This is a genomic window from Pseudomonas sp. FW305-20, assembly GCF_058788075.1.
The window spans coordinates 23,787-45,185 of record NZ_JBYTAJ010000013.1 but is presented as its reverse complement, the minus strand read 5'-3'; the positions used below and the strand labels follow the sequence as shown (position 1 = coordinate 45,185).

Sequence of the window (21,399 nt, the reverse complement as noted above, 5' to 3'; positions counted from 1 at the left end):
GGCACAACGTTTTTTTGTGTGAAGACATCACGTTTATCGGGCAGCTAAATCATTTCCCTCGAGCAACTGAGAAGAGTTATCTGCCGTTTCCGGCTGAGCATGTGGTGCAAGCATTGAACCAGGTATTGAGTGGCGTGCCACATTGAGAGCCTTACTACCGCTCAAGAATCAGCCTTTTCCTCCAACGCTCCCGCATTAAATAAACAGGCTAAAAACACGAGCGGAGTGTACGCAATTAACAATCCGAGTATTTCGTTCAGCAATCCCAGCCCGACAAAAATCGAAATTGGTACCAACCAGACAAGATTAATGACGACAACCCCAAGCGTTACGGCTCGATGACTCTTGAAACGACGGGATGCATACTGATAGGCGTGGCTGCGATGCGCCTGAGAAACTTTGTCTCCACGCATCAAACGTCGCAGCAACGTCCAGGTAGCATCAACAATGAAAACTCCGAGCAGAATCAACCAACTCCAGAGCAACTCCGGCGCTGTCCAAGCCGCATGGAGCGCTAAACCGCCGAGAATGAAGCCTAGAAATCCACTACCCGCGTCTCCCATAAAGATACGCGCGGGAGGAAAATTCCAGCATAGGAACCCGGCCACCGCTCCAGCCAAAACGAACGGAACCCATATAAGGTTGGCGTAACCACCCAGCCAATACAACGCGCATGCCCCCAGACATACGCATATGGCCTCCGCGCTGGCCAAGCCATCAATGCCGTCCATAAAATTGTAGAGATTCAGCATCCAGACAAGGTAAATCAGCGCAAGCACATTGCCGAACCAGCCCAAGTCAATCGCGGTACCAAAAAATGAAATGGATGCGAGGCCATTAAGCCAGTACAGCGCCCAGCCAGCTGCAATGAAATGCCCCAAGAGCCGCCATCTAGCGGCAATATGGCCATGATCGTCGGCGAAGCCTATAAGCGCGACCAAAATTCCCGCGCCCAGTAACCCTATAAGCAAAGGCATACCAAGCAGACCCACGGCAGCCAACACCGGCAGCGCCACTGCAAACGCCACCACAATAGCCACCCCGCCTCCGCGAGGCGTAGGTACGGTATGGGAACTGCGCTCGTTTGGTATGTCGATTAAACTCTTGGCCAAGGCATACCGACGCAAGACATAGGTCAGCAACCAGGAACTTGCGAACACAGCAGATAGCAACAACCAAAAAGTCATTTCGTCAACTTATCCAGATAATGGTCGGCGGTTTTGCGTAAAGCTTTATCCACACTTACCGAGGGACGCCAATTCAAAACATCACATGTTTTGCTAATATCAACCTGCAACGAACTGCACAAACGTTGAGCAACTGCTTTTTTACCCAGGAGTGAGGCACTTAAACTCAATACAAAATAAGGTATCGGGAGCAACCATGCTTTCGTGCCTAAGGCACGAGCCATGCGCCGAAGTAACAAAGTTGTAGATAGATCCTCACCATCACTAACCAAAAAGATATTATTCGCTGCAGCAGGATGATCGATACAGGTCACGATGAGATCCACAAGGTTATCAAGCGCCACCAGACTGCGTTGATTATTAATAGCACCCAACGGTAAAGGTATATTTCTATACAGCCAACTCATCATGCTTAAAAAATTGGCCTTCACCCCCGGGCCATATACAAGTGGCGGCCTGATAATAACAACTTCCATTCCAGTGCTCAGACCAATCTGCTTCAAAGCATCTTCAGCTTCTTGTTTCGAGACTCCGTACGGATCTACAGGTGCTGGAGGATCGTCAGCCTTAAAAGAACTCTGTGGTACGGTGCTTTCGCCATTAACCTTGATTGAACTGATAAAAATAAACCGTTTCACCCCCGATTCGGCCGCTTTTTTGGCGAGTCTAACGGTTCCGTCCACATTGACTTTGCGAAATTCCGAAAGAGCGTCCGCTGAGGTTTCGTTCATCACATGCACTCGAGCCGCGGCATGGATTACTACTTGAACATCATTCAGGGCCGGTGATGCAGTAGTGTCTGTAAGGTCGAACGGGACTACCCGACACAAACCAAGCAATCGTGTAACACCGCGCACAGCGGCAACCGGGACGAATTTTTTATCGAGTAAAAGCCTGAAAACCAATGCTTCGCCAACGAATCCGCTAGCCCCCGTCACCAAAACTTGTGGGCCTTTCATTTATTCCTCTTTCCAACAACTGCAGTGGTACAACAGATAAAAAAGAAGAACACTTTATCGCGGAATCGACGCCGGCATATCCAGGCGCTCAAGGAAAGCTTCAATAACTGCCTGCGCCCTAACTCGAGCCATGCTTCAACAAAAGGTTCTCTGCTCTGGCCCACCAATGAAGCAATCAATCGCACCTGAGTAAACCACCAGCCGTCATGAATCATTTTATATCGGGCAATCAAAGGAGCCAATCCAGTGTTAGCCCCTACTTGATTACTATCATGCTGGCGATACAGCATGGATGGAACCGGGTCGATGAACCATTTGTATTGGTGACTTCGGGCGAAGGCGTAACAGTACCAGTCATGCAAACTGACTTCCTGTAATCGCTGCCAGTTGGCAAGCATGGAGTCCTTCAGCGAGTCCGCCAATCTCTTGTTCAACACGTAAGTACAACCCGGGCCAGCAGCCTCAAACAAAAAATCCCAGGCAACTTGCGGTTGTGCCTTGTCCAACAAATGTGTCCTACCGTCCGGCCAAAAAGCCGTTACATTACTTGAATACGCATCAAATTCACCTGTCAGCAAAGTCTGGGTGGCCCGCTCGAGCTTGTCTGAATGCCAAATATCATCCTGATCAGCAAACGCGATGAAGTCATAACCCTCAAAATCGACATCACGGATGAGACGGAAGAAATTGCGTGATGCACCACCGAAATTACCGGCAGCCGGTAGCAAAACCACATCGCTGCGTTCAGCGAAGAAGCTAGTGCACCAAGCTTCGGTGCCGTCTGTCGAAGGATCAACACTTATATAGACGGTAACATCTACCGCTGACTGACTTAGGATCGAGGTAATCTGCTCTTCGATCCACCGCATTCCGTTGTACGCAGCCAGCAAAACTGCTACCTGTGGATATTTTACTGGCATGCCAATCCTGCTTGCATTGGGTTAACACTTCAAATCGAAAAGAGGACGCTCACAGCTCAGTGAAAAACACTAACCCAGCAACCTCTCCAGGTACTGACCATAGCCAGTCTTCTTGAGACGCTCTGCCTGTGCGCCCAATTGCTCTGGGGTGATCCAGCCATTGTTGTAAGCAATCTCTTCCAGGCAAGCAACTTTGAACCCTTGGCGTTTTTCGATGGTGTGTACGAAGTGACTGGCCTCGAGCAGCGACTCGTGAGTACCCGTGTCCAACCATGCGAAACCGCGGCCAAGGATTTCGACGTTCAGTTCATTCCCCTCAAGGTAGGCACGGTTGACATCGGTGATTTCCAGCTCGCCGCGTGCGGACGGCTTGATGCTCTTGGCGATCTCGATGACCTTGTTGTCGTAGAAGTACAGGCCGGTTACCACGTAGTTGGACTTGGGCTTCAGCGGCTTTTCTTCGATGCTCAGCGCACGACCGGTAGCGTCGAATTCCACGACACCGAAACGCTCTGGATCAGATACGTGATAGCCGAATACAGTCGCGCCTTGCTCTTGATTGGTCGCGGAACGCAGGTTTTCCGAGAAGCTCTGTCCGTAGAAGATGTTGTCACCCAAGATCAGACAGCAAGGGTCCTTTCCGATGAACTCTTCAGCAATGATGAAAGCTTGGGCCAAACCATCCGGACTTGGTTGTTCGGCGTAGGTCAGCTTGAGGCCATACAGGCTTCCATCACCCAGTAACCTGCGGAAGCACGGCAGGTCTTGCGGTGTGGAGATGATCAGGATTTCGCGCATTCCCGCGAGCATCAGTACCGAGAGCGGATAAAAGATCATCGGCTTGTCGTAGATCGGCAGCATCTGCTTGGACACGCCGAGGGTCAATGGATGCAGGCGTGTACCCGAACCACCCGCGAGAATGATGCCTTTACGATTCGCCGTGGTCATTTATTCAGAATCTCCCTAAGCATTCGGGTCACGCCACTTTGCCATTCCGGTAAGTGTAGAGAAAAATTGTCGCGCAGCTTCTGAGTATTCAAACGCGAATTCAGAGGACGGCGTGCAGGTGTTGGATAAGCAATCGTTTCAATTGGATTGATCGCCGTTACGGCGAGCTGCTCGCCGTTGTCTCGAGCGAAGCTGATCACATGGCTAGCATAGCCGTGCCAGGAGACTTCGCCACTGGCCGCCAAGTGATACAGGCCCGAGAGCTCGGGACGTTGCAGAACTTGCTGAATGGCCAACGCGGTCACGTCGGCAATCAGGTCTGCCCCGGTCGGGGCTCCGATCTGGTCAGCGATGACGCTCAAGGTTTGGCGAGCCTTGGCCAGGCTGAGCATGGTTTTGGCGAAGTTGTTGCCCCGAGCGCCATAGACCCAACTGGTGCGGAAGATCAGATGCTTGCAGCCTGACCCGGTAATCGCCTGTTCGCCGGCCAGTTTAGTGGCGCCGTAGTGATTCACCGGGGCGACTGCATCCGACTCTTGCCACGGTGCAGAACCTTGGCCGCTGAAGACGTAGTCAGTCGAGTAGTGGATCAGCCAGGCACCCAGAATCGCGGCCTCTTCGGCCATGACCTGGCTTGCCTGACCGTTTACACGGCTGGCTAACCCAGTCTCGGACTCGGCTTTATCGACAGCTGTATAGGCCGCTGCATTGACGATGACGTCGGGTTTAAGCTGGCGGATCGTTGCACGCAAGGCGTCGAGATCAGACAGATCACCACACAATCCACCGACCGAATGGCGATCCAGGGCGATTAACTCACCCAGTGGTGCGAGGGAGCGCTGCAGTTCCCAGCCTACCTGGCCGTTTTTTCCCAGCAGGAGGATTTTCATGCCTTGTTCGAGCGGTCTGCGTAGTTCTGGTCAATCCACTGCTGATAGCTACCGCTCTTCACGTGAGCGACCCATTCAGTGTTGTTGAGGTACCACTCGACTGTTTTGCGGATACCGGTTTCAAAGGTTTCTTCCGGTGTCCAACCCAGTTCACGCTGGATTTTGCTGGCGTCGATTGCGTAGCGCAAATCATGGCCGGGGCGATCCTGAACGTAGGTGATCAGGCTGGCATGTGGACGATGAGCGGAATCGGGACGCAGTTCGTCGAGCAGCGCACACAGGGTATGCACCACTTCGATGTTTTGCTTTTCGTTATGGCCACCGATGTTGTACGTCTCGCCGATAACGCCTTCGGTCACGACTTTGTACAGTGCGCGGGCGTGGTCTTCGACGTAGAGCCAGTCGCGGACCTGGTCGCCTTTGCCGTAGACCGGCAGCGGTTTGCCTTCCAATGCATTGAGAATGATCAGCGGGATCAACTTCTCAGGAAAATGGCATGGGCCGTAGTTGTTGGAGCAGTTGGTGACCAGGGTCGGCAAGCCATACGTACGGCTCCAGGCGCGAACCAGGTGATCGGAACTGGCCTTGCTGGCGGAGTATGGCGAGCTTGGCTGATACGGCGTGGTTTCGGTGAAGAGATCTTCCGGACCTTCGAGGTCTCCGTAAACTTCGTCAGTCGAAATATGGTGAAAGCGGAAGTCGGCTTTACGCGCATCATCCAGCGCAGCCCAATAGTGGCGTGCAGCTTCCAGCAGGGTGTAAGTGCCGATGATGTTGGTCTGGATGAATTCAGACGGGCCAGAGATCGAGCGATCGACGTGGGACTCAGCGGCCAGATGCATGATCGCATCCGGTTGATGTTCAAGCAGGACGCGGTCAACCTGATCGCGGTCGCAGATGTCGACACGCTCGAACACGTAACGTGAGTTGTGGCTAACTTCGGCCAATGACTCAAGGTTACCGGCGTAAGTAAGCTTATCGAGGTTAACGACAGAGTCAGTAGTGCTGGAAATGATGTGTCGAATGACTGCCGAACCGATAAACCCGGCGCCGCCGGTAACTAGAATTTTCACGCGAAACCATACCCTTGAGTTACTGACAAGGCCGCCAACCGAGCGCTGTCTAATCCATGAATTCCAAAGCCATCAAGTCAGCAGAGGTTTTCTGACAGAGTCATTCTGAACCGACATGGGAATATGCCACTATCGGACAAGCGCAGCATTTTACAGCTTAATGACGGTTTTACTAATGGATATAGACAAGCTGTGGTGAAAGCTTAGTGCGCCTTGCGCGTTATGTCGTAATCAGACAAGGCGCTTGCGGGAAGCTCTGGATGTACGCCCCAGAAACCAGCCAAGAATCGGCCCGATCACCATCCCGATCAGCAACGCAATGACCATGACCAGCGATACCGGTAGTTGCGGCCCCGCCCAACCCAGGAACAGCAAGGAAACCGATTGCTGATTCTCGAGAACGAACGCCAGGATCGCCAAAACCAGTAACAGGACGAATACGGCGAGCAGTACGCGCTTGAGGTTACGCATGAGCGGTTCCTTGTATAACAGACGCCGTCAAAGACCTTCCTCCTCATCCTCGTTCACACGGTCACGCAATTCTTTGCCTGGCTTGAAATGCGGCACGAACTTGCCGTCGAGGCTGACGGACTGACCGGTTTTTGGATTGCGCCCTACGCGCGGTGCGCGATAGTGCAAGGAGAAGCTGCCAAACCCACGGATCTCGATGCGATCACCGGTGGCCAGACATTGGGACATTTGTTCAAGCATGGTCTTGATGGCCAGCTCCACATCCTTGGATGAGAGCAGCCCTTGATGGGTGACAATTCGTTCGATCAACTCCGACTTCGTCATATTTTTCCCTTCTTTTTCAAGCAGCTAGATCAGCGCTTCAAAGGTTTTAGCACGCCCCGATGAATTTGAACAGCCCGAGTTTTGACATATCTTTACCCATAAAGAGATGCACGATTTCAGACCACTGCAACGCTGATCACGCCGTTCCGGACTCACCTGCAGATAACCAGCATGGTGCGCGTCAGATAGCCCGCGGGATTGAAGCCAAAGAGGTATTCATCCTCATCTTTGGCATCATCGGACCTGGCCACAACTTTGTAGCCTGCCGCCTTGCACTCCTTGTTCGCTCGCTTGTGACACTTCTCCCATCCCGACCCCAACCCCGAACAATCGATCTCGATACCGCTGACCCCACGCACCGCGTGAGTCTTGGCGCTAGTGGTACAGCCCGCCAATGTCAGTACTGCTATGACGACAATGAGCTTGTTCATTCGCTTCCTTAGGTCGGACGTGTCACCCGGCGGTCGTTCGCTTCAAGCTAAAGCCTAGCTGCAAATAAACGATTGATCCGCTTAAAGAAAGAGACAACTTGTGGGGAGGATTGGTTTCACGGCAATCAATCGCAACATTGCGAGACCATCAAGATCAGCAAATCCCGACCACAAAAAAGGGCGACCGAAGTCGCCCTTTTTCTATGGTCTGACAGAACTTAGTTCTGTTTTTCCATTTGTGCACGCAACAGGTCGCCCAGAGTGGTAGGACCAGCAGCGATGCTATCCGAAGGCTTGTCTTTCAAGCTTTGGATGGCTTCTTTCTCTTCAGCATCGTCTTTCGACTTGATGGAGAGCTGGATTACACGGCTCTTGCGGTCAACGCTGATGATCTTGGCTTCTACTTCCTGGCCTTCTTTCAGAACGTTGCGCGCGTCTTCAACGCGGTCACGGCTGATTTCGGAGGCTTTCAGAGTCGCTTCGATATCGTCGGCCAGAGTGATGATGGCGCCTTTAGCGTCAACTTCTTTCACGATGCCTTTAACGATTGCGCCTTTGTCGTTCTCTTGAACGTACTCGGAGAACGGATCGCTTTCCAGCTGCTTGATACCCAGGGAGATACGCTCGCGCTCTGGGTCAACCGACAGGATAACGGTGTCCAGTTCGTCGCCTTTCTTGAAGCGGCGAACGGCTTCTTCGCCCACTTCGTTCCAAGAGATGTCGGACAGGTGAACCAGACCGTCGATGCCGCCGTCCAGACCAATGAAGATACCGAAATCGGTGATCGACTTGATGGTGCCGGAGATTTTATCGCCCTTGTTGAACTGGCCAGAGAAATCTTCCCACGGGTTAGATTTGCACTGCTTGATGCCGAGGGAGATACGACGACGCTCTTCGTCGATGTCCAGAACCATAACTTCCACTTCGTCGCCGACTTGTACGACTTTCGAAGGGTGGATGTTCTTGTTGGTCCAGTCCATTTCGGAAACGTGTACCAGGCCTTCAACGCCTTCTTCCAGCTCAGCGAAGCAGCCGTAGTCGGTCAGGTTGGTTACACGAGCGGTAACGCGAGTGCTTTCTGGGTAACGGGCTTTGATAGCAACCCATGGATCTTCGCCCAGTTGCTTGAGGCCCAGGGAAACACGATTGCGTTCGCGATCGTACTTCAGAACCTTGACATCGATCTCGTCGCCAACGTTGACGATTTCGGAAGGATGCTTGATACGCTTCCAAGCCATGTCGGTAATGTGCAGCAGGCCATCGACGCCACCCAGATCGACGAATGCGCCGTAATCGGTGAGGTTCTTGACGATACCTTTGACTTGTTGGCCTTCCTGCAGGGATTCCAGCAGAGCTTCACGCTCGGCGGAGTTCTCGGCTTCGAGGACGCTACGACGGGAAACGACAACGTTGTTGCGTTTCTGGTCAAGCTTGATGACCTTGAATTCCAGCTCTTTGCCTTCCAGGTGCGTGGTGTCGCGCACTGGACGGACGTCAACCAGAGAACCTGGCAGGAACGCACGGATGCCGTTAACGTCGACAGTGAAGCCGCCTTTAACCTTACCGTTGATAACGCCCTTGACCACTTCTTCGGCTGCGAAGGCTGCTTCCAGAACAATCCAGCATTCAGCGCGCTTGGCTTTTTCACGGGACAGCTTGGTTTCACCAAAGCCGTCTTCAACCGAGTCCAGAGCAACGTGAACTTCGTCACCGACGTTGATAGTCAGTTCGCCAGCATCGTTGTAGAACTGCTCAAGCGGGATGAGTGCTTCAGACTTCAGGCCAGCGTGAACGGTTACCCAGCGAGCCTGGTAATCGATATCAACGATAACACCGGTGATGATGGAGCCTGCCTGAAGGTTCAGGGTTTTTAGGCTTTCTTCAAAGAGTTCCGCAAAGCTTTCGCTCATTTTAATTCCTGTTGAATAAGGGCGAAGGATACGCCCATCTCCACATCCCAGACGACGTGGGTTATGTTCATTTGAAGAAACGGCGCAGGACTATGACTGGTCCCCTGAGTCGCTTCTTGGTCACCCGGCGATATCGCGAATGGCGATCTCGCTCATGATGCGTTCCAGCACCTGATCGATGGATAATTCCGTGGAATCCAGCTGTATGGCGTCAGCCGCCGGTTTGAGCGGGGCTACCGCTCGCTGGGTGTCACGCTCATCGCGGACACGTATCTCATCTAGCAGACTCGACAGACTAACACCATCGACTTTGCCCTTCAACTGCAAGTATCGACGGCGCGCACGCTCCTCGGCACTGGCAGTGAGGAATATCTTCAGCGGCGCATCGGGAAAAACCACCGTGCCCATGTCGCGACCATCGGCCACCAGGCCCGGAGCCTCCTGAAACGCCCGCTGGCGCTGGAGCAGCGCATCACGCACCGCCGGCAGCGCAGCGACCTGGGAAGCCCAGGCGCCAACTTGTTCGTTGCGCAGATCATCAGTGACATCGTCACCTTCGAGAATGATCCGCTGCGGATGACCTTCGGTCGCACCGACGAACTGCACGTCCAGATGAGCGGCCAGCAGCTTCAGCGACTCTTCATTGGTCAGATCGACGCCATGATTACGCGCGGCGAATGCCAGCAGACGGTACAGCGCACCGGAATCCAGCAGGCACCAGCCCAGACGCTTGGCCAGAATCCCGGCAATAGTGCCTTTGCCCGAACCGCTAGGCCCGTCGATGGTGATGACCGGTGGCTTGATAATCACGACTGAGCCTCTTGTGCAACACGGATACCGACCTGCGCGCACAGCGCGAGGAAGTTCGGGAACGACGTCGCGACGTTGGCGCAATCATGGATGCGGATCGGCGCAGTGGCGCGCAGCGAAGCCACGCTGAAGGCCATGGCGATCCGGTGATCGCCGTGCCCGTGCACTTCGCCGCCGCCGATCTGGCCGCCGTCGATGATGATGCCGTCCGGGGTCGGTTCACATTTTACGCCCAGTGCCAGCAAGCCATCCGCCATGACCTGAATCCGGTCAGACTCCTTGACCCGCAGCTCTTCGGCGCCACGCAGGATGGTGCGCCCTTCGGCACAGGCGGCAGCCACGAACAGCACCGGGAATTCGTCGATGGCCAGTGGAACCAGCGCTTCGGGAATCTCGATACCTTTGAGTTTAGCTGCACGCACGCGCAAATCCGCAACCGGCTCGCCGCCGACTTCACGCTGATTTTCCAGAGTGATATCAGCGCCCATCAGACGCAGGATGTCGATCACACCGGTACGGGTCGGGTTGATGCCGACATGCTCAAGCACCAGCTCCGAACCTTCGGCGATCGACGCCGCTACCAGGAAGAACGCGGAGGACGAGATGTCGCCCGGCACTTCAATGTGGGTCGCGGTCAGCTTGTGGCCGGATTCGACCGAAGCGGTAGCACCGTTAACGGTGACCGGGTAGCCGAAGCCGCGCAGCATGCGCTCGGTGTGGTCGCGGGTTGGCGCCGGCTCGGTGACGGTGGTCTTGCCTTCGGCGTACAGACCCGCCAGCAGCAGGCAGGATTTAACCTGGGCGCTGGCCATCGGCATGGTGTAGGTCAGGCCTTTGAGTTTGTTGCCGCCGCGAATGATCATCGGCGGACGACCTTCAGCAGCGGTCTCGATCACTGCGCCCATTTCACGCAGCGGATTGGCCACGCGATTCATCGGACGCTTGGACAGCGAAGCGTCACCGGTCAGGGTGCTGTCGAAATTCTGCGCAGCCAACAGGCCAGACAGCAGACGCATCGACGTGCCGGAGTTGCCCAGATAGATCGGGCCTGGCGCAGGCTTCAAGCCATGCAGGCCGACACCGTGAATGGTCACGCGACCGTGGTGCGGACCTTCGATCACGACGCCCATGTCGCGGAAGGCTTGCAAGGTTGCCAGGGCATCTTCGCCCTCGAGGAAACCTTCCACTTCGGTGACGCCTTCAGCCAGGGAGCCGAGCATGATCGAACGGTGGGAAATCGATTTGTCGCCCGGTACTCGAATCCGCCCAGTCAGGCGGCCACCAGGTTGTGCCAGGAAAATCAGGTCGTTGGAATTCATAGCGTCCACATAAGCCCGGCGGGCAAGGATTTTACTGAAATGTTCGCGGGCAACCCGGGCGCGAGTGAACACGCCCAATAATTGGTGCCCATCCCCTGCATCGACCGCGTCGCGCAAGGCGTCGAGGTCGCTGCGAAATGTATCGAGTGTGCGCAGGACAGCTTCGCGGTTGGCGAGGAAGATGTCGTGCCACATGACCGGGTCGCTACCCGCGATTCTTGTGAAATCACGGAAACCGCCCGCAGCGTAACGGAAGATCTCAAGGTTTTCATTGCGCTTGGCCAACGAATCGACCAAACCGAACGCCAGCAAGTGTGGCAAATGGCTGGTCGCCGCCAACACTTCGTCATGACGCTCGACCTGCATGTGCTCGACATCGGCGCCCAATTCGCGCCACAACCGGTCGACCACTGCCAGCGCTGCCGGATCGGTTTGATCCAGCGGCGTCAGAATCACTTTATGGCGACGGAACAGCTCTGAGTTAGAGGCTTCCACCCCGCTCTGCTCGGAACCGGCAATCGGGTGACCCGGCACGAAACGCGTCGGCATGCCGCCAAACGCCTCGGTTGCCGCGCGCACCACATTGCCTTTGGCGCTGCCGACGTCGGTCAGAATCGCTTGCCCCAGGTCCATGCTGGCCAATTGGCCGAGCATTTTTTCCATGGCGAGGATCGGCACGGCCAGCTGAATCACGTCGGCGCCCTGGCAGGCAGCGGCCAGGTCTTCCTCGCAGCGATCCACCACACCCAACTCAACCGCCAGTTTGCGCGACTGTGGGTCGAGATCGACCCCGACCACTTCGCGGCACAGGCCGCTTTCACGCAAACCCTTGGCAAACGAACCGCCGATCAGCCCGAGACCGACCACCACCAGGCGACCGATCATAGGTTCAGCAGATTGCAGTGCAGTGACATCAACCACGAGCCAGAACCTTGGTCAGCGCTTCGAGGAAGCGGCTGTTTTCCGCCGGCAGACCGATGGTGATGCGCAAGTGGTTCGGCATGCCGTAATTGGCCACCGGACGCACGATCACGCCTTCGCGCAACAAGCCCTGGAAGACCGGAGCCGCAACACGGCCCAGATCGACGCAGATGAAGTTGCCCTTGGACGGAATCCAGCTCAACCCCAGCTCACGGAAACCTGCTTCCAGTTGTTGCATGCCGGATTCGTTCAGGCGACGGCTTTCATCCAGGTATTCGGCGTCTTGCAGCGCAGCGCACGCAGCGGCCAGGGCCAGGCTGTTGACGTTGAACGGCTGACGCACTCGGTTCAGCACATCGGCGACCACAGCGGTGGACAAGCCATAGCCGACCCGCAATGCCGCCAGGCCATAGGCCTTAGAGAATGTGCGCGATACCAGCAGGTTCGGGTACGCCGCCAGGAAATCCAGGCCATCCGGCAAGTCGCTGCCTTCGGCGTATTCGATGTAGGCCTCGTCCAGCACCACCAGCACGTGTTCCGGCACGTCCTGCAGAAACTCGTCCAGCGCTTCGGCGCCGAACCAGGTTCCGGTCGGGTTGTTCGGGTTGGCGATGAACACCACGCGGGTATCGGCATCGATCGCAGCCAGCATGGCCGGCAGATCGTGGCCCCAGTCTTTGGCCGGGATCACTTTGGCCGTGGCACCAACGGCTTGGGTCACGATTGGATAGACCGCAAACGCGTGCTCGCTGAACACGGCGTTCAGACCGGGCGCCAGATAGGCACGGGCGACCAGTTCCAGAATGTCGTTGGAACCGTTGCCCAGCGTCACCTGATTGAGCTCGACGCGGCACTGATCGGCCAGCAGGGTCTTGAGCGCAAAACCGTTGCCGTCCGGATAACGGGTCAGCTCGGCCAATTCTTCGCGAATTGCCGCCAGCGCCTTGGGACTGGCGCCCAACGGGTTTTCGTTGCTGGCCAGTTTGACGATGCTGGCCGGATCGATATCCAGCTCGCGCGCCAGTTCGTCCACGGGTTTGCCCGGAACGTAAGGCGAAAGTTGTTGCACGCCCGGCTGTGCCAGAGCGAGGAAGTCACCACTCATTTGCTACCGCCCTTAGAGAACTGCTTTCGGGTAGGAACCCAGCACTTTGAGTGCCACTGCTTCCTGACTGATCTTTTCCAGCACACCTTTGACCAGTGGGTCGCGGTGGTGGCCGACGAAGTCGATGAAGAACACGTAGGTCCATTTACCGCTGCGCGACGGACGGGTCTCGATCCGCGTCAGGTCGATGCCGTTGTCGTGGAACGGCACCAGCAACTCGTGAAGCGCGCCGGGCTTGTTGCTCATGGAGACGATGACCGAGGTCTTGTCGTCGCCGGTCGGCGGCACTTCCTGGCTGCCAATGATCAGGAATCGCGTGGAGTTGTCCGGACGATCCTCGATTTTTTCAGCCAGACGAGTCAACCCGTACAGACCAGCGGCCATGTCGCCGGCAATCGCCGCCGAATTCCACTCACCCTTGACCCGCTTGGCCGCTTCGGCGTTGCTGGACACCGCCACGCGCTCGACATTCGGGTAATGGGCGTCCAGCCACTTGCGGCACTGGGCCAGGGACTGGGCGTGGGAATAGATGCGGCTGATGCTGTCGGTCTTGGTGTTTTCACCGACCAACAGGTGGTGGTGAATCCGCAGCTCGACTTCGCCACAGATCACCATGTCGTGTTCGAGGAAGCTGTCGAGGGTGTGGTTGACCGCGCCCTCGGTGGAGTTTTCCACCGGGACCACGCCAAAGTTCACCGCACCGGCGGCCACTTCACGGAACACTTCGTCGATCGCCGCCATCGGCTTGCTGATCACGGCGTGGCCGAAGTGCTTCATGGCTGCGGCCTGGGTGAAGGTGCCTTCAGGGCCGAGGTAAGCCACTTTCAGCGGCTGTTCGAGGGCCAGGCACGAGGACATGATTTCGCGGAACAGCCGCGCCATCTCTTCGTTGCCCAGCGGCCCCTGGTTACGCTCCATCACGCGCTTGAGCACCTGAGCTTCACGCTCAGGACGATAGAACACCGGCACTTCGCCTTCGGCCAGTGAGGCCATCTTTACTCGCGCAACTTCCTGGGCGCAGCGTGCGCGCTCACTGATCAGCTCCAGGACTTTCTCGTCCAGGGCATCGATGCGCAGGCGCAGTGCCTTGAGTTCTTGCTCAGACATTAACCGTGTTCCTTCTCGAACTCTGCCATGTACGAAATCAGTGCGTTGACCGCAACGATGTCGACGGCGTTATAGATGGAGGCACGCATGCCGCCCACGGAACGGTGACCCTTGAGGTTCAACAGGCCACGCGCTTCGGCACCGGCCAGGAATGGCTTGTCGAGACGGTCGTCCGCCAGGCGGAACGGCACGTTCATCCACGAGCGATCCGACTTGTTGATCGGGTTGCTGTACAAGCCGCTGGCGTCGATGAAGTCGTACAGCGTGCGCTGTTTCACTTCATTGAGCTTGCCGATGGCTTCAACGCCACCCTGCTCTTTCAGCCACTCGAACACCAGGCCGGACAAGTACCAGGCCAGGGTCGGCGGGGTGTTGTACATCGAGCCGTTGTCGGCCGCGACCTTGTAGTTGAGCATGGTCGGGCAAATGGAACGGGCGCGACCCAGCAGGTCTTCGCGAACGATGTTGACGACGATGCCGCTCGGGCCGATGTTTTTCTGGGCGCCGGCGTAGATCATGCCGAAGCGCGAAACATCGATCGGGCGCGAGAGAATGTCGGAAGACATGTCGGCCACCAGCGGGACGTCACCGGTTTCCGGCACCCAGTTGAATTCCAGGCCGCCGATGGTTTCGTTCGGTGCGTAGTGAACGTAGGCCGCGTCTTTCGACAGGTTCCATTCGTTCTGACCGGGAATAGCGAAATAGTCGTAAGGCTTGGCGGTAGCGGCAACGTTGACGTTTCCGTAGCGCGAAGCTTCTTCGATGGCTTTCTGCGACCAGATACCGGTGTCGATATAGTCGGCGGTGCCGCTTTCCGGCAACAGGTTCAGAGGAATCTGAGCGAATTGCTGGCTGGCGCCACCTTGCAGAAACAGCACTTTATAGTTCGAGGGGATATTCAGCAGATCACGCAGATCCTGCTCGGCCTTGGTGGCGATGGACACGAACTCATCGCTGCGATGGCTCATTTCCATGACCGACAGGCCCTTGCCGTGCCAATCAAGGAGTTCACCCTGGGCGCGCTGCAGGACAGCTTCGGGAAGTGCCGCAGGACCGGCACAGAAGTTATAGGCTCTCTTGCTCACATCCAATCTCGCTCTGATTTGGTGGATCGTACAAACACATCAGTCGACACAGATCCAATGTGGGAGCGGGCTTGCCTGTGGCGAGGGGGCTTGCCCCCGTTCGATTGCGAAGCAATCGCAAACCGGTCACCACGCTCTCATGCAAGATAACGGCGACTGGTTTCAGGGGCGCTTCGCACCCCAACGGGGGCAAGCCCCCTCGCCACAAAAGCCCGGCACCCACACGGATCTCCATGGGTGTCGATATTTCTTTACGGACAAACAACAAGGGGGCGAATTCTCATCCGCCCCCTGTTTGTCCGCTTATTCCTGCGGTTCTTCGTCGGCTGCGGCGTCGAGTTGCTGGTCTTCAACAACGTCGTCGATCACGACTTCGCCGTCGAACACTGCACCTTCTTCGCCCTCTTCACCTTCGAGCTCTTCACCTTCGACTTCCGACGGCTCCTGAACCCGCTCCAGACCTACCAGCGTTTCATCGCTGGCCAGTTTGATGAGGGTCACGCCCTGGGTGTTACGACCCAGGCTGGAGACTTCGTCAACACGCGTACGCACCAGGGTGCCCTGGTCGGAAATCAGCATGATTTCCTCGCCGTCGAGCACCTGGACTGCACCGACCAGGCGGCCGTTACGGTCGTTGCTGACCATGGCGATAACGCCCTGACCGCCACGTTTGTACTCAGGGAACTCGGTGATCGCCGTGCGCTTGCCGAAACCACGGGCCGAAGCAGTCAGGATCTGGCTGCCTTCTTCCGGGATCAGCATGGAAATCAGCTTCTGGCCTTCCGGCAGACGCATGCCGCGAACACCGCGAGCGGTACGGCCCATGGCGCGAACGTCGGTTTCCTTGAAGCGGGTCACCTTGCCACCGTCGGAGAACAGCATGACTTCGCGACTGCCATCGGTAATGGAAGCAGAAATCAGCACATCGCCTTCATCCAGCTCCAGCGCGATCAGGCCGACGCTGCGTTGGCGGCTGAAGGATTCCAGCGGGGTCTTCTTCACGGTGCCCTTGGCAGTGGCCATGAAGATGAAGTGACCTTCGGTGTATTCGTCGACCGGCAGCATGGTGGTGATGTATTCATCACTGTCCAGCGGCAGCAGGTTGACCAGCGGACGACCACGGGCAGCGCGGGAGGCTTCCGGGATTTCGTAGGTTTTCAGCCAGTACACTTTGCCTTTGCTGGAGAACAGCAGCAGCGTGGTGTGGCTGTTGGCGACCAGCAGGTGAGCGATGTAGTCCTCATCCTTCACGCCAGTAGCCGATTTGCCTTTACCGCCACGACGCTGAGCCTGGTACGCAGCCAATGGCTGGGTCTTGGCGTAGCCACCGTGGGAAATGGTCACGACACGCTCTTCTTCCGGGATCATGTCACCGAGGGTCAGGTCGAGACGGGCATCGAGAATCTCGGTGCGGCGCACGTCGCCGTATTCGGCGCGGATCACTTCCAGCTCTTCGCGGATCACTTCCATCAGGCGCGTGGCGCTGCTGAGGATGCGGATCAGTTCGCCAATCTGGTTGAGGATCTCTTGATACTCGGCCAGCAGCTTCTCGTGTTCCAGACCGGTCAGGCGGTGCAGACGCAGTTCCAGAATGGCTTGCGCCTGTTCCGGCGACAGGAAGTACTTGCCTTCGCGCAGACCGTATTGCGGGTCCAGGGTCTCTGGACGGCACGAATCGGCACCGGCACGTTCGACCATCGCGACCACGGCGGAAGATTCCCACGCCGTCTTGATCAGCGCTTCCTTGGCTTCCGACGGCGTTGGCGAGGCTTTGATCAGGGCGATGACCGGGTCGATGTTCGACAGGGCAACCGCTTGACCTTCCAGAATGTGACCACGTTCGCGGGCTTTGCGCAGTTCGAACACGGTACGACGGGTAACGACTTCGCGACGGTGACGAACGAAGGCTTCCAGCAGGTCCTTGAGGTTCAGGATCCGCGGACGACCGTCGATCAGCGCAACGATGTTGATACCGAACACCGCTTGCAGCTGGGTCTGGGCGTAGAGGTTGTTGAGGATCACCTCAGGCACTTCGCCGCGACGCAGTTCGATCACGACGCGCATACCGTCCTTGTCGGACTCGTCGCGCAGTTCGGTGATGCCTTCGAGCTTCTTCTCTTTTACCAGCTCGGCGATCTTCTCGATCAGACGGGCCTTGTTCAGCTGGTAAGGGAGTTCGGTGATGACGATCTGCTGGCGACCACCGACCTTGTCGATGTCTTCGATCATCGAGCGGGCGCGCATGTAAATGCGGCCACGACCGGTGCGGTAGGCTTCGATGATGCCGGCGCGACCGTTGATGATCGCGGCGGTCGGGAAGTCCGGACCGGGGATGTATTGCATCAGCTCATCGATGGTCAACTCTGGGTTGTCGATGAGTGCCAGGCAACCGTCGATGACTTCACCGAGGTTGTGCGGCGGGATGTTGGTCGCCATGCCCACGGCGATACCGCTGGAGCCGTTGACCAACAGGTTGGGAATACGGGTCGGCATGACCGCAGGGATCATTTCGGTGCCGTCGTAGTTCGGCACCCAGTCCACGGTTTCTTTGTGCAGGTCAGCCAGCAGCTCGTGCGCCAGCTTGGTCATACGCACTTCGGTGTATCGCATGGCGGCGGCGTTGTCGCCGTCCACGGAACCGAAGTTGCCCTGACCGTCTACCAGCAGGTAACGCAGCGAGAATGGCTGCGCCATCCGAACGATGGTGTCGTACACCGCGGTATCACCGTGAGGGTGATACTTACCGATCACGTCACCGACAACACGGGCAGATTTCTTGTACGGCTTGTTGAAGTCGTTGCCCAGCTCGCTCATCGCGAACAGCACACGCCGGTGCACGGGCTTCAAGCCATCGCGCGCATCCGGCAGTGCCCGCCCGACAATTACGCTCATCGCGTAGTCGAGGTAGGACTGCTTCAGCTCGTCTTCGATATTGACCGGGAGGATTTCTTTGGCCAGTTCGCCCATGAGAAGCCTGATTCCTTTTTCTGGTGAAACTTCGTCACATCCATATGGGACGAACGAAGCTCGCCGCTGCAGGCTGAGTGCCATGCACCGACTTACGACAAATCAACGAGTTATGCCATGGATCTGCGCAGTAAAGGCAGCCACATCGGGCTACCTTGGAAACCGCCGGATGTTATCACAAGAGCCGCCACGCACCTATCCCCCTGATGCGCATGGAGTGTAGTTAGTTGACTGGTGGCAGGCTGAAAGGAGACGAGAGAGGCTCAGAGGAAAATATCAGGGGTGAATGAAGCATATTTGTTGACTATCTGGGCCCCATCGCGAGCAGGCTCGCTCCCACACTGGATCTGGGACGGTCACAAATCCCCTGTGGGAGCGAGCCTGCTCGCGATAGCGGCCTATCAGGCGCCAAATATCTTTAATGCAGACGCTTGCGGCACATCAACTGCGCCATTTTCGCGGTGTCCGGGCGCTCGACGATGCCTTTTTCGGTGATGATCGCGTCGATCAAATCCGCAGGCGTCACGTCGAACACCGGGTTGAACGCATCCACGTCCGCCCCCAACCGTTTGCCGCCGACTTCCAGCAACTCGCGACCATCGCGCTCTTCAATCGGAATGTCATCGCCGCTGGCCAGGCTCATGTCGATGGTCGAACTCGGCGCCACCACCATGAAGCGCACGCCGTGGTGCATGGCGTTCACCGCCAGCTGATAGGTGCCGATCTTGTTGGCCACGTCGCCATTGGCGGTGATCCGGTCAGCGCCGACGATCACCCAGGTAATGCCCTTGGTCTTCATGATGTGAGCAGCGGCGGAGTCGGCATTGAGTGTGACGGGGATGCCTTCGTTGGACAGCTCCCATGCGGTCAATCGCGAACCTTGCAGCCACGGACGGGTTTCGTTGGCATAGACGCGTTCGACCATGCCCTCAATGAACGCGCCACGAATGACGCCAAGCGCCGTGCCAAAGCCGCCAGTGGCCAATGCGCCAGTATTGCAGTGGGTCAGGATCGCCTGGGCGTTGCCCTGGTGCTTGCGGATCAGGTCCACGCCCAGTTGCGCCATGGTCAGGTTGGCTTCGCGATCACTCTCATGAATGGCGATCGCCTCTGCTTCCAGCACCGCCAGCGGATCGGCGTGATCCTTCAGACGCTCAAGCCGGTCGCGCATGCGGCCCAGGGCCCAGAACAGGTTGACCGCGGTCGGACGGGAATCGGCCAACAGCGCGAAATCCTCTTCCAGTGCCGCCTGCCAGTCACCGCCCTCGGCGAACCGCGCGCGGGCCGCCAGCACAACGCCATAGGCGGTGCTGATGCCAATCGCCGGCGCACCGCGCACCACCATCGAACGAATGGCCTCGGCCACGCCAGCAGCACTGGTGTAGGCAATCCAGGTTTCCTCGAACGGCAAAACACGCTGATCCAGCAGGTAAAGGGCGCCATCACGCCAATCGATGGCCTTTACTTTCTCCGCAGCCAACAGTCGATCGCGCATCCCTCACCCCGCACACATGAACAAAAGCCGTCGATTATAGCGATCCCCCTGCGAAGACGCTCGGGTATACTTCGCCATCTTTACAAAAGCTCTGGAACCGATTCTCGATGCCGAACACTGCCGCTGCGCTCGACTTGCTATTGCTGCCGACCTGGCTGGTACCCGTCGAACCCGCTGGCGTTGTCCTCAAAGAGCACGCCCTGGGCATCCGCGACGGACGCATCGTATTCATTGGCCCACGTTCGGCTGCGCTGAAGCTTAACGCAACTGAAGTCCGTGAACTGCCGGACATGTTGCTCTGCCCCGGCTTGATCAATGCCCACGGTCATGCGGCGATGACACTGTTCCGCGGCCTGGCCGATGATCTGCCCCTGATGAACTGGCTGGAAAACCACATCTGGCCGGCCGAAGCCAAGTGGGTCGACGAGGCATTCGTGCGCGATGGCACTGATTTGGCGATTGCCGAACAGATCAAAGGTGGCATCACCTGCTTCTCCGATATGTATTTCTTCCCCAAGGTTGCCAGCGAGCGCGTCCATAACAGCGGCATTCGCGCGCAAATCGCCATTCCGATCCTCGACTTCCCGATCCCGGGCGCCAGCACGGCGGACGAAGCCATTCGTCAGGGCGTCGAACTGTTCAACGATCTCAAGCACCACGAGCGTATCAAAGTCACCTTCGGCCCCCATGCACCCTACACCGTGGGCGACGAGAACCTGGAGAAAATCCGGGTGATCACCGAGGAGCTGGATGCCTCGATCCACATGCACGTGCATGAAACAGCTTTTGAAGTGCAACAGTCCGTCGAGCAGCGCGGCGAGCGCCCGTTGGCCCGCCTCGGTCGCCTGGGTTTGTTGGGGCCGCGCTTCCAGGCCGTCCACATGACTCAGATCAGCGACGAAGACCTGATGTTGCTGGTAGAAAGCAACACCAACGTGATTCATTGCCCGGAGTCGAACCTGAAGCTGGCTAGCGGGTTCTGCCCGGTGGAGCGTTTGTGGCAGGCTGGCGTCAATGTTGCGATCGGCACCGATGGCTCGGCCAGCAACAATGACCTGGACTTGCTCGGCGAAACCCGCACCGCCGCCTTGCTGGCCAAAGCCGTCGCCGGCTCCGCCACTGCGCTGGATGCCCATCGCGCCCTGCGCATGGCCACGCTCAATGGCGCCCGTGCGCTGGGCATTGAATCCGAAACGGGATCGCTGGAAGTCGGCAAAGCGGCAGACATCGTCGCGTTCGACCTCTCCGGCCTGGCGCAGCAACCGGTCTACGACCCGGTTTCGCAGCTTATATATGCCACCGGCCGTGACTGCGCGAGACACCTTTGGGTCGCCGGCAAGCAATTGCTCGACGACCGTCGCCTGACTCGCCTGGATGAAGAACAACTCTGCGCCACCGCCAAGGCCTGGGGCCAGCGCATCAGCGGCCATACCGAATCGTAAGCACCCCGGTTCATCACCGGGGCAACAGGATTTTT

18 protein-coding genes are annotated in these 21,399 nt (G+C 57.3%); 1 reads left to right on the top strand and 17 read right to left on the bottom strand.

What is annotated here, in order from left to right; genetic code table 11:
- Nucleotides 1-161: 161 nt before the first annotated feature.
- From AC3WP4_RS13515 to mtnA, 17 genes are all read right to left on the bottom strand, one after another.
- Nucleotides 162-1,187, bottom strand: coding sequence for an MraY family glycosyltransferase (locus AC3WP4_RS13515; protein ID WP_102614636.1), 1,026 nt, complete (start codon nucleotides 1,185-1,187; stop codon nucleotides 162-164).
- Nucleotides 1,184-2,146: a UDP-glucose 4-epimerase family protein gene (locus AC3WP4_RS13510; RefSeq protein ID WP_102614637.1), complete on the bottom strand. Its 963-nt coding sequence runs from the start codon at nucleotides 2,144-2,146 to the stop codon at nucleotides 1,184-1,186. The genes AC3WP4_RS13515 and AC3WP4_RS13510 overlap by 4 nt, the downstream gene beginning before the upstream one ends.
- Complete coding sequence (locus tag AC3WP4_RS13505) at nucleotides 2,143-3,066, bottom strand: glycosyltransferase (RefSeq protein WP_102614638.1); 924 nt, start codon at nucleotides 3,064-3,066, stop codon at nucleotides 2,143-2,145. Before AC3WP4_RS13505 ends, AC3WP4_RS13510 begins: the two co-directional genes overlap by 4 nt.
- A 69-nt stretch (nucleotides 3,067-3,135) precedes the next feature.
- Nucleotides 3,136-4,014, bottom strand: coding sequence for a glucose-1-phosphate thymidylyltransferase RfbA (gene rfbA, locus AC3WP4_RS13500; RefSeq protein ID WP_102614639.1), 879 nt, complete (start codon nucleotides 4,012-4,014; stop codon nucleotides 3,136-3,138).
- The gene (rfbD, locus tag AC3WP4_RS13495; RefSeq protein ID WP_102614640.1) at nucleotides 4,011-4,904 is read right to left on the bottom strand and encodes a dTDP-4-dehydrorhamnose reductase; all 894 of its coding nucleotides are present in this window, start codon (nucleotides 4,902-4,904) and stop codon (nucleotides 4,011-4,013) included. Before rfbD ends, rfbA begins: the two co-directional genes overlap by 4 nt.
- On the bottom strand, nucleotides 4,901-5,977 hold the full coding sequence (rfbB, locus tag AC3WP4_RS13490) for a dTDP-glucose 4,6-dehydratase (protein ID WP_102614641.1): 1,077 nt from the start codon (nucleotides 5,975-5,977) through the stop codon (nucleotides 4,901-4,903). Before rfbB ends, rfbD begins: the two co-directional genes overlap by 4 nt.
- 231 nt (nucleotides 5,978-6,208) lie before the next feature.
- Nucleotides 6,209-6,448: a LapA family protein gene (locus AC3WP4_RS13485; RefSeq protein ID WP_052964115.1), complete on the bottom strand. Its 240-nt coding sequence runs from the start codon at nucleotides 6,446-6,448 to the stop codon at nucleotides 6,209-6,211.
- A gap of 27 nt (nucleotides 6,449-6,475) precedes the next feature.
- Complete coding sequence (gene ihfB, locus AC3WP4_RS13480) at nucleotides 6,476-6,772, bottom strand: integration host factor subunit beta (protein ID WP_003369729.1); 297 nt, start codon at nucleotides 6,770-6,772, stop codon at nucleotides 6,476-6,478.
- 152 nt (nucleotides 6,773-6,924) lie between these two features.
- Nucleotides 6,925-7,203 carry a hypothetical protein gene (locus tag AC3WP4_RS13475; protein ID WP_102614642.1) on the bottom strand — a complete coding sequence of 93 codons (279 nt, stop codon included), beginning with the start codon at nucleotides 7,201-7,203 and terminating at the stop codon, nucleotides 6,925-6,927.
- Between the two features lie 218 nt (nucleotides 7,204-7,421).
- Entirely contained in the window at nucleotides 7,422-9,113 is a 1,692-nt protein-coding gene (gene rpsA / locus AC3WP4_RS13470; RefSeq protein ID WP_008148721.1) for a 30S ribosomal protein S1, read from the bottom strand.
- Between the two features lie 120 nt (nucleotides 9,114-9,233).
- On the bottom strand, nucleotides 9,234-9,923 hold the full coding sequence (cmk, locus tag AC3WP4_RS13465; RefSeq protein WP_008148720.1) for a (d)CMP kinase: 690 nt from the start codon (nucleotides 9,921-9,923) through the stop codon (nucleotides 9,234-9,236).
- Nucleotides 9,920-12,127 carry a bifunctional prephenate dehydrogenase/3-phosphoshikimate 1-carboxyvinyltransferase gene (locus AC3WP4_RS13460; RefSeq protein ID WP_256581136.1) on the bottom strand — a complete coding sequence of 736 codons (2,208 nt, stop codon included), beginning with the start codon at nucleotides 12,125-12,127 and terminating at the stop codon, nucleotides 9,920-9,922. The genes cmk and AC3WP4_RS13460 overlap by 4 nt, the downstream gene beginning before the upstream one ends.
- A gap of 28 nt (nucleotides 12,128-12,155) precedes the next feature.
- A complete protein-coding gene (hisC, locus tag AC3WP4_RS13455; RefSeq protein WP_102614644.1) occupies nucleotides 12,156-13,268 on the bottom strand; it encodes a histidinol-phosphate transaminase in 1,113 nt (370 codons plus the stop codon).
- Between the two features lie 12 nt (nucleotides 13,269-13,280).
- Nucleotides 13,281-14,375: a prephenate dehydratase gene (gene pheA / locus AC3WP4_RS13450; RefSeq protein WP_074874765.1), complete on the bottom strand. Its 1,095-nt coding sequence runs from the start codon at nucleotides 14,373-14,375 to the stop codon at nucleotides 13,281-13,283.
- On the bottom strand, nucleotides 14,375-15,460 hold the full coding sequence (gene serC, locus AC3WP4_RS13445) for a 3-phosphoserine/phosphohydroxythreonine transaminase (protein ID WP_076030248.1): 1,086 nt from the start codon (nucleotides 15,458-15,460) through the stop codon (nucleotides 14,375-14,377). Before serC ends, pheA begins: the two co-directional genes overlap by 1 nt.
- A gap of 303 nt (nucleotides 15,461-15,763) precedes the next feature.
- Nucleotides 15,764-18,427: a DNA gyrase subunit A gene (gyrA, locus tag AC3WP4_RS13440; protein ID WP_076030247.1), complete on the bottom strand. Its 2,664-nt coding sequence runs from the start codon at nucleotides 18,425-18,427 to the stop codon at nucleotides 15,764-15,766.
- A 418-nt stretch (nucleotides 18,428-18,845) separates the two neighbouring features.
- Nucleotides 18,846-19,922, bottom strand: a complete 1,077-nt coding sequence (gene mtnA / locus AC3WP4_RS13435; RefSeq protein WP_074874759.1) for an S-methyl-5-thioribose-1-phosphate isomerase — start codon at nucleotides 19,920-19,922, stop codon at nucleotides 18,846-18,848.
- Nucleotides 19,923-20,029: 107 nt separating this feature from the next.
- Between mtnA and AC3WP4_RS13430 the strand changes: the two genes are divergently transcribed.
- Nucleotides 20,030-21,364, top strand: coding sequence for a TRZ/ATZ family hydrolase (locus AC3WP4_RS13430; RefSeq protein WP_102614645.1), 1,335 nt, complete (start codon nucleotides 20,030-20,032; stop codon nucleotides 21,362-21,364).
- Nucleotides 21,365-21,399: the final 35 nt, after the last annotated feature.

Excerpts from the sequence above, each read along its gene's own strand:
- AC3WP4_RS13515 (WP_102614636.1), bottom strand. The coding sequence starts at position 1,187 with ATGACTTTTTGGTTGTTGCTATCTGCTGTGTTCGCAAGTTCCTGGTTG.
- AC3WP4_RS13510 (WP_102614637.1), bottom strand. The coding sequence starts at position 2,146 with ATGAAAGGCCCACAAGTTTTGGTGACGGGGGCTAGCGGATTCGTTGGC.
- AC3WP4_RS13505 (WP_102614638.1), bottom strand. The coding sequence starts at position 3,066 with ATGCCAGTAAAATATCCACAGGTAGCAGTTTTGCTGGCTGCGTACAAC.
- rfbA (WP_102614639.1), bottom strand. The coding sequence starts at position 4,014 with ATGACCACGGCGAATCGTAAAGGCATCATTCTCGCGGGTGGTTCGGGT.
- rfbD (WP_102614640.1), bottom strand. The coding sequence starts at position 4,904 with ATGAAAATCCTCCTGCTGGGAAAAAACGGCCAGGTAGGCTGGGAACTG.
- AC3WP4_RS13485 (WP_052964115.1), bottom strand. The coding sequence starts at position 6,448 with ATGCGTAACCTCAAGCGCGTACTGCTCGCCGTATTCGTCCTGTTACTG.
- ihfB (WP_003369729.1), bottom strand. The coding sequence starts at position 6,772 with ATGACGAAGTCGGAGTTGATCGAACGAATTGTCACCCATCAAGGGCTG.
- AC3WP4_RS13475 (WP_102614642.1), bottom strand. The coding sequence starts at position 7,203 with ATGAACAAGCTCATTGTCGTCATAGCAGTACTGACATTGGCGGGCTGT.
- rpsA (WP_008148721.1), bottom strand. The coding sequence starts at position 9,113 with ATGAGCGAAAGCTTTGCGGAACTCTTTGAAGAAAGCCTAAAAACCCTG.
- AC3WP4_RS13460 (WP_256581136.1), bottom strand. The coding sequence starts at position 12,127 with ATGATCGGTCGCCTGGTGGTGGTCGGTCTCGGGCTGATCGGCGGTTCG.
- hisC (WP_102614644.1), bottom strand. The coding sequence starts at position 13,268 with ATGAGTGGTGACTTCCTCGCTCTGGCACAGCCGGGCGTGCAACAACTT.
- pheA (WP_074874765.1), bottom strand. The coding sequence starts at position 14,375 with ATGTCTGAGCAAGAACTCAAGGCACTGCGCCTGCGCATCGATGCCCTG.
- gyrA (WP_076030247.1), bottom strand. The coding sequence starts at position 18,427 with ATGGGCGAACTGGCCAAAGAAATCCTCCCGGTCAATATCGAAGACGAG.
- mtnA (WP_074874759.1), bottom strand. The coding sequence starts at position 19,922 with ATGCGCGATCGACTGTTGGCTGCGGAGAAAGTAAAGGCCATCGATTGG.
- AC3WP4_RS13430 (WP_102614645.1), top strand. The coding sequence starts at position 20,030 with ATGCCGAACACTGCCGCTGCGCTCGACTTGCTATTGCTGCCGACCTGG.